This is a genomic window from Perspicuibacillus lycopersici (assembly GCF_025660475.1).
In the GTDB taxonomy this organism is placed as follows: Bacteria; Bacillota; Bacilli; order Bacillales; family Caldibacillaceae; genus Perspicuibacillus; species Perspicuibacillus lycopersici.
The window spans coordinates 213,478-226,472 of record NZ_JAOUSF010000003.1 but is presented as its reverse complement, the minus strand read 5'-3'; the positions used below and the strand labels follow the sequence as shown (position 1 = coordinate 226,472).

At 35.1% G+C, this 12,995-nt stretch carries 14 protein-coding genes; all 14 read left to right on the top strand.

The window, feature by feature from the left end; all coding sequences use genetic code 11:
- The first annotated feature begins 2 nt into the window (after nt 1–2).
- The 14 genes from ypeB to spoIVA all read left to right on the top strand — a co-directional run bounded on the left by ypeB (nt 3) and on the right by spoIVA (nt 12,748).
- Nucleotides 3–1,358 (top strand): germination protein YpeB, encoded by a 1,356-nt coding sequence (ypeB, locus tag OEV98_RS09140; protein ID WP_263072963.1) that lies wholly within the window; start codon nt 3–5, stop codon nt 1,356–1,358.
- A gap of 167 nt (nt 1,359–1,525) precedes the next feature.
- Nucleotides 1,526–2,185: a flagellar brake protein gene (locus OEV98_RS09135; RefSeq protein WP_263072962.1), complete on the top strand. Its 660-nt coding sequence runs from the start codon at nt 1,526–1,528 to the stop codon at nt 2,183–2,185.
- 60 nt (nt 2,186–2,245) lie between these two features.
- Entirely contained in the window at nt 2,246–2,425 is a 180-nt protein-coding gene (locus tag OEV98_RS09130) for a YpfB family protein (RefSeq protein ID WP_263072961.1), read from the top strand.
- Nucleotides 2,426–2,505: 80 nt separating this feature from the next.
- The gene (gene cmk / locus OEV98_RS09125; protein ID WP_263072960.1) at nt 2,506–3,189 is read left to right on the top strand and encodes a (d)CMP kinase; all 684 of its coding nucleotides are present in this window, start codon (nt 2,506–2,508) and stop codon (nt 3,187–3,189) included.
- A gap of 1 nt (nt 3,190) precedes the next feature.
- Nucleotides 3,191–3,772, top strand: coding sequence for a lysophospholipid acyltransferase family protein (locus OEV98_RS09120; protein ID WP_263072959.1), 582 nt, complete (start codon nt 3,191–3,193; stop codon nt 3,770–3,772).
- A gap of 99 nt (nt 3,773–3,871) precedes the next feature.
- A complete protein-coding gene (rpsA, locus tag OEV98_RS09115) occupies nt 3,872–5,029 on the top strand; it encodes a 30S ribosomal protein S1 (protein ID WP_263072958.1) in 1,158 nt (385 codons plus the stop codon).
- 333 nt (nt 5,030–5,362) lie between these two features.
- Nucleotides 5,363–5,962, top strand: a complete 600-nt coding sequence (locus OEV98_RS09110) for a YphA family membrane protein (RefSeq protein WP_263072957.1) — start codon at nt 5,363–5,365, stop codon at nt 5,960–5,962.
- Complete coding sequence (locus OEV98_RS09105; RefSeq protein ID WP_263072956.1) at nt 5,963–6,856, top strand: YIEGIA family protein; 894 nt, start codon at nt 5,963–5,965, stop codon at nt 6,854–6,856.
- On the top strand, nt 6,853–7,038 hold the full coding sequence (locus tag OEV98_RS09100; protein ID WP_263072955.1) for a capping complex subunit for YIEGIA: 186 nt from the start codon (nt 6,853–6,855) through the stop codon (nt 7,036–7,038). Before OEV98_RS09105 ends, OEV98_RS09100 begins: the two co-directional genes overlap by 4 nt.
- Before the next feature lie 243 nt (nt 7,039–7,281).
- Complete coding sequence (der, locus tag OEV98_RS09095; RefSeq protein ID WP_263072954.1) at nt 7,282–8,592, top strand: ribosome biogenesis GTPase Der; 1,311 nt, start codon at nt 7,282–7,284, stop codon at nt 8,590–8,592.
- Between the two features lie 16 nt (nt 8,593–8,608).
- Nucleotides 8,609–9,652 carry an NAD(P)H-dependent glycerol-3-phosphate dehydrogenase gene (locus OEV98_RS09090; protein WP_263072953.1) on the top strand — a complete coding sequence of 348 codons (1,044 nt, stop codon included), beginning with the start codon at nt 8,609–8,611 and terminating at the stop codon, nt 9,650–9,652.
- Between the two features lie 473 nt (nt 9,653–10,125).
- Nucleotides 10,126–10,329, top strand: coding sequence for a DUF2768 domain-containing protein (locus OEV98_RS09085; RefSeq protein ID WP_263073555.1), 204 nt, complete (start codon nt 10,126–10,128; stop codon nt 10,327–10,329).
- A 20-nt stretch (nt 10,330–10,349) separates the two neighbouring features.
- The gene (locus OEV98_RS09080; RefSeq protein ID WP_263072952.1) at nt 10,350–11,066 is read left to right on the top strand and encodes a hypothetical protein; all 717 of its coding nucleotides are present in this window, start codon (nt 10,350–10,352) and stop codon (nt 11,064–11,066) included.
- Nucleotides 11,067–11,269: 203 nt separating this feature from the next.
- On the top strand, nt 11,270–12,748 hold the full coding sequence (spoIVA, locus tag OEV98_RS09075) for a stage IV sporulation protein A (RefSeq protein WP_263072951.1): 1,479 nt from the start codon (nt 11,270–11,272) through the stop codon (nt 12,746–12,748).
- Nucleotides 12,749–12,995: the final 247 nt, after the last annotated feature.

Below are 12,995 nucleotides of genomic sequence, written 5' to 3'. Positions count from 1 at the left end.
CATTGTTACGAAATATTTTAATAGGTGCTCTCACAGTTGCCGTTATAGGTACAGGTGTATGGGCTTATCAAGAACATAAAGAGAAAAATGCGATATTAATTAATGCAGAGAATAATTATCAGCGCGCATTTCATGATTTAACCTACAATATTGATTTACTACATGACAAAATTGGTACAACGCTAGCAATGAATTCGAAGCAATCATTGTCTCCTGCATTAGCAGATGTATGGAGAATTACTTCCGAGTCACATAATGAAGTAGGGCAATTACCATTGACGTTAATGCCTTTTAATAAAACAGAGGAATTTTTATCGAAGATTGGTGACTTTAGCTATGAAGCGGCAGTACGGGACCTTGATAAGGAGCCATTATCAGAAGAAGAATATAATACATTAAAATCGCTTTACCAGCAATCTGCAGATATTCAAGATGAATTACGGCAAGTTCAATACTTAGTATTAAAAAATAATTTACGCTGGATGGATGTAGAAATGGCATTGGCATCTGGCAAGGAAGCTGCCGATAATACCATTATTGATGGATTTAAAACAGTAGAGAAAACGGTTGAAGGTTATTCAGATAATGATATGGGTCCGATTTTTACTAGTATGGAAAAAAAGGAAGCTAGCTATAAAAATCTCCCTGGAAAGGAAATAACCGAAAAAGAAGCATTATCTATAGCGAAGAAATATATAACAATTGGTAAAAGTGCAGAAACGAAAGTGGTGAAAAATGGTGATGGATCTGATTATGAATTTTACAGTGTATCCATCCAAGATAAAAATGGTGAAACGAATATGGATATCACCAAAAAGGGTGGTTACCCGATTTGGATTATGAGCAATCGTGATATTAAGCAACAAAATATAAGCTTAAATGAAGCAAGTAACAATGCATTGAAATTCTTAAATAACCGTAATTTCAAAAATATGGAACTATTTGAAAGCTCTCAATATGACCATATTGGAGTATTTACCTTCGTTTCGAAAATAGATAATGTGCGCGTTTACCCAGAGGCAATTAAAATTAAAGTAGCCCTTGATGATGGTAGTATTATCGGATTTTCAGCAGAAGAATATTTAGGAACCCATCGAACACGAGAAATTCCACAGCCAAAGATAACAGAGGACGAAGCGAGAAAACAAATTAATAAAAATGTGAAAATAATGGAAAGTGGACTTGCAATTATTAACAATCGCTCCAATGAAGAAGTACTTGTTCACGAGTTTTTAGGAACATTGGAAAACGATACGTATCGAATTTATATCAATGCTGAAACAGGTGATGAAGAAGAGGTCATCAAATTACAAAATGCAGAACCGATTTATGAAGATCTAGTGGGAGGAAAAGCGTAAGTTGCTTTTCCTTTTTCTTTGTAGTTTAAAACAACAATCTATTTAAATTCATTGTATATTTTACGTAAATATTTTACATTAGAATTAGACAAAGGTAAGTTTCAGCATAGAAATTCGATTCTTCCTTCAACTAACATATTTGAAGTGCGCGAAAGCTGGGGGATATGATGTTTAAAATTGGGTACGTATTAACTATTCAAAAAATAAATAGTACAAAAAATGAGCGATTTAAAAGTAAAATAATGGATATTACTGAACAGGAGATTTACATTAATTATCCAGTTAGTATGGAAACAAATAAAACCTCCTATCTGATTAACGGTACCCCTTTAAGTTTGTCTTTTGTTGGAGAAAATGATATCGTCTATCAATTCACCACACATGTTGCCGGAAGAGTCCATGATGGCATTCCATTATTATTGATTAAAAAGCCAGATCCAGCCGAAATTACGAAAATTCAAAGAAGAGAATTTGTTCGAGTTGCACGAGCAGTGGATGTTGCTATCTATCCGATGGAAGGAGATATGCAGTTATTTCAATCGATAACAGAAGATATTAGTGCCGGTGGAGCATCGATTATTGTTCCAAAAGAGAAGCAAATTTATGAAAGACAACCGTTAACTTGCTGGTTTGTGTTACCGCGAGCTTCTGGAAAGTACCATTATTTGAAATTCATATGCAAAGTAGTACGAATAAGTAGCCGAGATGATAAATCGAATATTATTTCTGTACAATTTATGGATAAAACGAATGCAAAGGAATTACAAATTATTCAATTTTGTTATGAAGCCGAGCTGGCAATAAAGCAAAAAGAATTAGGTTATTAGTATATTTTCATCAGACCGTTACAATAATAGGAATATCATTCTATTATTGGTGGTTATAAAATGAAGCGAATCGAAAGAATAATAATAAAACTTGTCGTTATTCAGGCAATATTTTTATTTTTATGTCAAATTATTTTTCATCATTTGAATACTTTTCCGGAATTAAAGGATTTAACCCAATATGAAGGGGTTAATGAAGAAAATTTTTCAAAAGTATTAGAAACAATAAATTCTCCTTAAGCAGGTACATATCCTGCTTTCTTTTATGTTAAAATAAAACTAGCAAAAATTACATCAGACAGAGAGGTAAAGAAAGAAATATGAATAGTAACAAAAAAAGAATTTCCATTGCAATCGATGGACCAGCTGCAGCAGGAAAAAGTACGGTTGCGAAAATTATTGCTCAAAAACTAGCATACTTATATATTGATACTGGTGCGATGTATAGAAGCCTTACATGGAAGGCATTACAAGCAGGTGTAGATATAGAAGATGAAGTAGCACTTTACGACTTATTAATGAATACAAAAATTGAATTAATCAAGGATAATAATATTCAAAAGGTATTTGTTGATAATCAGGAAGTAACAGATGCTATCCGATTGCCAGATGTTACTACTCGCGTATCGGCTGTATCTAAGCATGAATTAGTTCGCAAAGAAATGGTGAAGAGACAACAATTATTTGCAACTAATGGAGGCGTTGTAATGGATGGACGCGACATTGGTACACATGTACTTCCAGATGCAGAAGTAAAAGTATTTTTACTTGCTAGTGTTGATGAAAGAGCGATTAGAAGACATGAGGAAAATACGAAAAAAGGTATTCCTTCTGATTTAGAACAATTAAAGGATGACATTGCAAGAAGAGACAAGCTGGATTCTGAACGAGAAATAGCCCCATTAAAAAAAGCGGATGATGCAGTAGAAATAGATACAACATCATTATCTATTGATCAAGTAGTAGAACGGATAATGGAGTTAGTTTGGGAGAGGGTCGGTTAGAATGAGTTTTTATGGGTTTGCAAGGGGAGTAGTTGATGTAATTTTCACCCCTATTTATCGGTTTAAAGCAATTGGAACAGAAAATGTACCAAAAGATGGCGCCGTCCTTTTATGTGCCAATCATATTCATAATTTAGATCCGATTGCTGTTGGTGTTACGACAAAAAGACATATTGTTTTTATGGCGAAAGAAGAGCTATTTAAAGTGCCTATTTTAGGAAATGTTGTCAAGCATTTACAGGCATTTCCTGTCAAGAGAGGGAAAGGAGATAGGGAAGCATTACGGATGGGCTTAGCCGCATTACGAGAAGGAAAAGTACTTGGTTTATTTCCGGAAGGTACAAGAAGTAAAACTGGTGAAGTAGGGAAAGGGATGGCAGGTGCAGGTTTTTTTGCACTGAAAACAGATGCACATGTTGTACCATGCGCCATTGTTGGACCATACAAGCCATTTAAAAGAGTGAAAGTAGTTTACGGAAAACCTATTGATATGCAGCCGCTTCGAGAAAGAAAAGCTTCAGCAGAAGAAGTTACAGAACTTATTATGACTCATATTAAAGAAATTTTGATACAATATAAGTAATGTATTGACAAAATACGTTAATTATTAGAAGTTAATTAAAGAGTAAGAATTTTTCTCTTTAATAATAACAATACTTTAAGTGGTTTAGGAGGATATCGCATGACGGAAAATGTAAATGAAAATGTAGCTGAAAATTTAGATGCAATAGATGTCCAAAACTTTTCTGTTGGAGATCAAGTAACAGGTCAGGTTACAAAGGTGGAAGAAAAACAAGCAATTGTCAATATTCCAAACTGCAAAGTGGATGGTATCATCCCAATAAGTGAATTATCAACATTACATATTGAAAAAGCAGAAGATGGAGTAAAAGAAGGCGAAGAGTTAACATTAGAAGTAATTAAAGTTGAGGACGATGCTCTTATTCTCTCCAAACGAAGAGTAGATGCATTAAAGGCTTGGGATGACTTAGTAGAAAAATTCGAAAGCGGAGAATATATCGAAGCGGAAGTAAATGATGTAGTAAAAGGTGGTCTTGTTGTGGATCTTGGTGTTCGTGGATTCGTCCCAGCATCAATGGTAGAAGATCATTTTGTGGACGATTTTTCTGATTATAAAGGAAAAAAACTGTTATTTAAAATTGTGGAATTAGATAAAGAAAAAAATCGCCTAATTTTATCACATAAAGATGTATTGTTAGAAGAAAAAGGGAAGAAGAAGAAGGGTATTCTTGCCAACTTAAAAGCTGGTCAAATTGTAGAAGGAACAGTCCAACGAGTAACAAATTTTGGTGCTTTTGTTGACCTAGGTGGGGTTGATGGTCTTGTTCATATTTCCCAATTATCCTATGAACATGTCAATCATCCAAATGAGGTAGTAGCTGTAGGAGATAAAGTAACAGTGAAAGTTTTATCGGTGGATACGGATAGTGAACGCGTATCTTTATCGATAAAAGATACACTACCAGGACCATGGACAAATATTTCTGAAAAATTAACTGTTGGTGCTGTAATGGAAGGAACAGTACGCCGCTTAGTTTCCTTCGGTGCATTTGTTGAAGTTCTACCTGGAATTGAAGGACTTGTTCACATTTCGCAAATCTCCAATAAACATATTAATACACCACATGAAGTGTTAAAGGAAGGTCAAACAGTTCAAGTGAAAGTATTAGAGGTTAATGAAGCAGAAAAACGTATTTCACTTTCCATGAAAGAATTAGAGGAAAGTGAAGAAGTAGTTGATTATGAACTACCAGAAGAAACAAGAGGATTCAGCTTAGCAGAAGTACTAGGCGATCAATTAAAAAAATTAAAAAATTAATCAATTAATCAATTAATCAATTGCAATTATTATTGATTGTTTTTTAAGGATTGTTTCTATTTCTTTTGTATAGGTTGTTGCTGTTAAGTAGCAGACTGGATCACTCCGTTTTCCTACGAGAATCTCGTCTATTCAGTGTGCTCAGCAGTTCATCCAACATTCCTTCTTCAATAAATAACAGCCTTATTAAAAGGATTTGAGTCATTTATATGATTCAAATCCTTTTTTTTGAATTTATATTACGTTGCTATATACTTTTCCTCTTTCTGTTAGATTGCCTAGGATTGAAAGTACATATTTTTGTTCATAATGGAAAAGATAGGAGGTAGGTATATGGAAGGTTTTCTCTTTTTTTGGATTGCATGGAGTGGTTGGATTATTTCTACCTTTATTTTAGATAAACAGAATAAATACCGCTTAAAGATTGCAGCTACACTATTAATTGTCATTATCCTTTCTGACATCCATATTTCGATTGTTTCTTTTCATATTTCATTAGCAGCCATATTTTTATTAGTAGTCGGCTATTTATATTTCATAAAAAAAACGTTCTGGTTTTTATTGTATACGACGATACGGATTATTACGATTACATTGGCAGGGGCTAGTTTTTTGTTAATGGCATTATATGATCCGGTGTGGGTTATTTTTGATTTGGCATGGCTGCAAAGCATATTATTTACGATATTAGCGTTAGTACTTTTTAAAAAATACGAAGAACGCATTTTTTCGACAATAATTGGATTAATACAAGCAGATATCATTTATTCTTACCTATTGAAACCTTTCGATATTCAATATCCGATTGGATCGTTCGCCTATTTTGATGGAATTGCACTAACCTGCTTGTTTATTACTACTTGGTATGGATTAGAGCACTTACAAGCAATTTTCCAAAAGAATACACAACTAGAAAGGGAGAAACCATTATAAATGAGTGATTACGTGTATCCAATACTATTTGGCATTGTATGTGGTGTTATTTCGAGAATGCTTATGCTGCGAACGGACTATCGTCAATATCCAACCTATTTACATGGGAAAATAATTCATATAGCACTAGGGTTTATTGCCTCTGCATTAGGTGCGATTGCAGTACCGGCATTAATACAAGAGGAATATACAGCTATAACATTTTTAACAGTGGCAGCTTCGCAATTTCGAGAAGTAAGAAATATGGAACGTAATACACTTGCTCAGCTTGACCAGTATGAGCTTGTTTCCCGCGGAAATACCTATATTGAAGGTATTGCAATTGCTTTTGAAAGTAGAAATTATTTAGTTATTTTCACCTCGATGTTAACAACTTTAGCATATGTACTATTCCATATTATCGTAGGGATCATTGTGGCAATTGGGTGTATGTTTTTGTCCAAGCTTTTGATGGGTGGGGGAAAACTGAAGGATATTGTAGATATAGAATATGTAGAGCCACATTTCAAAAAAGAAGGTTTGTATGTAGACAATATTTATATTATGAATATTGGATTACCACAACGACAAGAGGAAGTGCTTAAATATGGGATGGGATTTATATTAAAGCCGAAAAATTTTAATTCTCGCTCGACCATTGCGAACCTAGGGCAACGACAGGCAATACTCCATGATATTCATACAGCATTAGGGGTGTATCGGGATTCAGGAACACCAGCACTTGTTCCGTTAGCGAAAAGAGATTTAGATGATGGACGAGTCGGGGTGTTTGTTTTACCACAAGAAAAAAATATTGAAAAAGCCATTGATATTATTGGAAACACCCCTACATTAGAAAATGCCATTCGGATGCCAACGAAACGAAAGAAGCATGAGGGAGGTAATATATCATGAGCATCGAAAAAATGATACTCGCTGTTATTACGACGAACCCGAAAAAAGCTCCGAGTGGTCTCGCTGTATTTCATTGTGATACACAAGAGGAAATGTATAAAATTGGCGGAAATTTAGAAGCTATACTAGATGGAATTGCCCATTCTATTTCCGATGAAATCATGATAATTGTGAAGCATTAAGAAAAAACGGTATAATTACATTGTAATGCGTATCCTTTATCTGTTAAAATGAATAAGGTTTTTATAGAATCAAAGCCATACAAATTTTGTACATTAGCTAGGGGATGTCCCATTAGCAGAGGTCTACCCTCACAATACAAAGTCTAGAGAAAATGTTCTAGAACAAAGTTTGTGGGTTAGACCCCTTTTGGGACACCCCTTCTTACTATTTGAAAATGAAAATGAGAACTTGAGGTGTTAAGTATGTCTTTACCAGTAGTTGCAATAGTTGGTAGACCAAATGTCGGAAAGTCGACAATTTTTAACAGAATTGTCGGGGAACGAATATCGATTGAAGAGGATATACCGGGTGTTACTCGGGATCGCATATATGGAAAAGGCGATTGGCTGAATGTGGAATTCAATATAATTGATACAGGCGGTATCGATATTGGAGATGAACCGTTTTTAGATCAAATACGTGGTCAAGCGCAAATTGCTATTGATGAAGCAGATGTCATTATTATGATTACAAGTGGCAGGGAAGGTGTAACTTCTACAGATGAGGAAGTTGCAAAAATTCTTTATCGTTCCAAAAAACCAGTCGTGCTCGCTGTAAATAAAGTCGATAACCCTGAAATGAGAGCGCAAATTTATGACTTTTATGCATTAGGCTTTGGTGAACCGTATCCAATATCTGGAACACATGGCTTAGGTCTAGGGGATATGTTAGATGCAGTAATCAAAAATTTCCCAAATAAAGAAGAAGAGCAGTATGAAGATGATGTTATTAAGTTTTCTTTAATCGGAAGACCGAATGTCGGAAAGTCTTCTTTAGTTAATGCTATTTTAGGAGAAGAGCGTGTTATTGTTAGTGATATCGCAGGTACAACAAGAGATGCGGTTGACTCTCCTTATACATTTGACGGGGAAAAATACGTTATTATTGATACTGCAGGGATTCGTAAAAAAGGAAAAGTATATGAAACGACAGAGAAATATTCTGTACTTCGTGCACTTCGGGCAATTGAACGTTCCGACGTTGTTCTAGTTGTAATCAATGCAGAAGAAGGTATTATAGAGCAGGATAAAAAAATTGCCGGTTATGCCCATGAAGCAGGGCGAGGAGTAATTATCGTCGTAAATAAATGGGATGCTATTGAAAAAGATGAAAAAACAATGAATAAGTTTGAAGAAAAAATTCGAGATGAGTTTCAATTTCTCGATTATGCTCCTGTTGTATTTGTTTCTGCAAAAACGAAAAAACGATTGCATACATTACTTCCTTCGATTAAATTGGTAAGTGAAAATCATTCCCAACGTGTACAAACGAATGTCTTAAATGATGTTATAATGGATGCAGTGGCAATGAATCCGACACCAACCGATCATGGTAAACGATTAAAAATATATTATATGACACAAGTTGCTGTAAAACCGCCTACCTTTGTTTTATTCGTTAATGAACCAGAATTACTTCATTTCTCCTATGAGCGGTTTTTAGAAAATCGTCTTCGTGATGCTTTTGGATTTTTGGGTACGCCAATTAAAATAATTGCTAGAGCGAGAAAATAGTAAGGATGTGTATGAAATGCAAATGGAACAAAAGAAAGTAACAGTCTTAGGAGCTGGAAGCTGGGGTACTGCACTAGCGTTAGTTTTAGCTGATAATGGTCATGAAGTACGTTTATGGAGTCATAGTAAGGAACAAGCAGAGTCCATTAATGCTACGAAAAAGAATGAAAAATATTTACCAGAAATCACCTTGCAGGATAATCTTACAGCATATTCCGATTTAGCTGACTCCGTACGTAATATTACAACGATAGTTGTTGCAGTACCGACAAAGGCAATTCGGGAAGTCCTAAGAAAATTAGTTCCTTGTTTGTATCAGCCAGTTACTATCGTCCACGTAAGTAAAGGAATTGAACCTGGAACATTGAAGCGAATCTCCGAAATGATTGAAGAGGAAATGCCTGAAAATGTTTTAGAGGAAGTTGTCGTATTATCAGGACCGTCACACGCTGAGGAAGTATGCTTACGGCACCCGACTACGGTTGTCGTTTCATCAAAAAATTTAGAAAAAGCGGAAGAAATACAAGATCTGTTTATGAATCAACATTTCCGCGTATATACAAATCCGGACGTTATAGGGGTCGAAATCGGTGGTGCCTTAAAAAATATTATTGCCCTTGCAGCAGGAATTTCAGATGGCTTAGGCTATGGGGATAATGTTAAAGCGGCATTAATTACAAGGGGTTTAGCTGAAATAGCAAGACTTGGAACAAAGCTTGGTGCAAATCCGCTAACTTTCTCTGGATTAACAGGAATTGGAGATTTAATTGTTACTTGTACAAGCGTCCATTCCCGAAATTGGCGAACAGGGAATATGCTCGGAAAAGGCAAAAAATTAAATGAAATTCTGGAAGAAATGGGACAAGCAGTAGAAGGGGTGCGTACAACGGAAGCGGCGCAACAAATGGCTACAGAATATGGAGTAAATATGCCAATTACAAGTAGCCTATATAAAGTATTATTTGAAAATGTACCACCAAAATATGCAGTAGAAAAATTAATGTCTAGAGATAAAACACATGAGATGGAAGATTTAGTAAATATTTTAATTAATGAATAATAAAATTCATTAGATAAAGAACGTCCAATCCATTCCATTTCAGTTTTTTCCTTTTGTACATATGCTAAATATTTTTTTGTAAAAGTTATGAGAAATCCTTATAAAATAGGCTCTCGAGGATACGTAACCGTAATTTTAAGCATACAATACTACGAAATAAAAAGTTGAACCGGGAATAGGTATGTTTTGTCAAACAGCTGATTGAAAGTGATTGCCCCTACTTTCAATCGGCTTTTTTTATGTTCATTAAGGGATGTGCCAGAACTAACAATCGATAGGAATGCGTCTAACATAATAAGGATTTTTTTGCCATTTGTAAATGAATGATTAATTTCGAAAAATGGAGTGGAAAAACAACGTATTTTTCATCACATGTTAGCATACAATGGCAGAATTTTATGATAGAATGGACAACGAAATAATATTTTTAGTTTTTGGAATAAAGATAACAACAGGGTGAGAGGGTGATTTTTTTGACGCCAGGATTGATGAAAATGTGGATTTCTTTTGCCGCAATGGGCTTTTTAGTAATTTCCGTACTTTTAATCTGGTTAAGCAGATATAAACTTAAGAAAGGCTTTTTAAAGGGGTTAACAGCGTTTATAGCATATGGATTAATGATTTATGCAGGCTTAATTATTTTTGTTATTGTTTTTTCAGGACCGACATTAGAATAAGAAATGAGAGGAGATTTGTTTTGAAACGTATTTTCTCATGCTGTATGGTAATTTGCCTTTCTCTTTTATTAAGCGGATGCCTATATCCGGAAACAGAAGGGGCTGAACGAATTCCGTACGAAGAACAAGTACAGCAGGTACAAGAAGCAATCAATCAATATAGGGAAGATAATGACGGTATTTTGCCAATTAAAAACAAAGAAGCGGATACGGATATATACATAAAGTATTTAATAGATTTTAAGCGTTTAGTGCCGATGTATTTGCCGGAAACACCAGCGAATGCGTTTGAAAATGGTGGCGTTTTCCAATATGTCATTTTGGATGCAGAAACAAATCCTACGGTCAAAATTTTTGACTTACGTATTGCGGAAACCATTAGGGATATAAAGCTGCGATTAGCGTCAAAGGAATATCCCCCATTTAAAGAAAGAATTGCACCAAATGTGTTTTCCCTTGATTTTAAGGATCTCGGCTATAAAGAGGATCCAACCGTAATTAGTCCGTATACAAATCAAAATTTATCTTTTGTTATTACGGGTGATGGTGATATTTATGTTGATTATCAAAGTGATTTATACACACTAATAAAAGATATGGAAAGTATACCATTTAAACAAGGGGATGATATCCGGTTGCTGTTAACAGAGCAGTCTGACTTTGTACCCGCTTATTCCTTACCATATACTATTGATGATAATGGCGAACCTATTTTTCTAACAGAAAAACAAAATTAAAAGTCATAACCCTTTTTCCTTGCAATATATTGTAGGAGAAGGGTTTTTTTGTTGGTCTGTTTATTCCGTAGAAAACTAACAAAATAAGGGGGAAAAATTTGAAATAATAGTCATAAGTTATATGGACAACATCATAAACATATACTGTCACAAAATTAATACGGATAAATTATCCCAGCAACTGATGAACGGGAGGGAGTTTTTTGGAAAAGTTCGATATTTTTAAAGACATTGCGGAACGAACTGGGGGCGACATATATATTGGTGTCGTAGGAGCAGTACGCACAGGGAAATCAACATTTATCAAACGTTTTATGGAATTAGTTGTTTTACCAAATATTCAACATGAGGCAGAACGTGCAAGAGCACAGGATGAATTGCCACAAAGTGCTGCTGGAAAAACGATTATGACGACAGAACCTAAATTTGTCCCAAATCAAGCAATATCTGTACATGTAGAGGATGGATTAGATGTAAATGTAAGATTAGTAGACTGTGTTGGTTATACCGTACCTGGTGCAAAGGGTTACGAGGATGAAAATGGGCCAAGAATGATTAATACTCCTTGGTATGAAGAACCAATTCCATTCCATGAAGCTGCTGAAATTGGTACAAGGAAAGTAATTCAGGAGCATTCTACTATTGGAGTTGTCGTTACAACAGATGGTACTATTGGTGAAATTCCACGTGCTGATTATGTCGAGGCAGAGGAACGAGTGGTTAATGAGTTAAAAGAGGTTGGGAAACCATTTATTATCATCATTAATTCCACAAAACCTTTCCATCCTGATACTGATTTACTTCGTGGGCAATTACAGGAAAAATACGATATTCCTGTCATTGCAATGAGTATTGAAAGTATGAGAGAATCCGATGTTTATAATGTATTACGAGAAGCATTATATGAATTTCCGGTATTAGAAGTAAATGTGAACTTACCTAGCTGGGTAATGGTGCTCAAGGAGGAGCATTGGTTAAGACAAAGCTATCAAGAGGCAGTTAAGGATACTGTTCAGGATATTAAACGGTTAAGAGATGTAGACCGTGTCGTGCAGTCCTTTACGGAATATGATTTTATTGATAGTGCGGGCTTGGCTGGAATGGAGATGGGCCAAGGGATAGCGGAAATTGACTTGCACGCCCCAGACGAATTATATGACCAAGTATTAAAAGAAATTGTTGGGGTAGAAATTAGAGGAAAAGATCACTTGCTAGAATTAATGCAAGATTTTGCACATGCAAAGCGGGAATATGATCAAATTGCCGATGCATTAGTAATGGTGAAACAAACCGGTTACGGTATTGCAGCACCATCAATTGCGGATATGAGTTTAGATGAACCAGAAATTATTCGCCAAGGCTCCAGATTTGGAGTTCGTCTAAAGGCTGTTGCACCTTCTATTCATATGATTAAAGTGGATGTAGAGAGCGAATTTGCCCCAATTATCGGTACGGAGAAACAAAGTGAAGAATTGGTTCGCTATTTAATGCAAGATTTTGAAGATGATCCATTATCGATTTGGAATTCAGATATTTTTGGTAGAAACTTAAATTCCATTGTTCGTGAAGGAATTCAAGCGAAATTATCACTAATGCCAGAAAATGCAAGATATAAACTAAAAGAAACTCTCGAAAGAATTATTAACGAAGGATCTGGCGGACTTATCGCAATTATTTTATAAATGGGAGAGGAAATAAACTGGCCGAATAGGAGACATAAGTCCGCTTCGGCCCTATCCCAATAAGGTGAAAAAAGATGAGAGGATAGCCGTCTAAGTTCTTTGTCTGATTGCTAAAAAAAGGGGATTTTACATTGCGGAATGCTGTAAATATGTAATTTTTCTAATTTTTAAACATAAAAAAATCACTCCAATTTTATGGGGGGATTTTTTTTATGTTTAAAATCTGAAGAAAATGGGAAAACCGTTG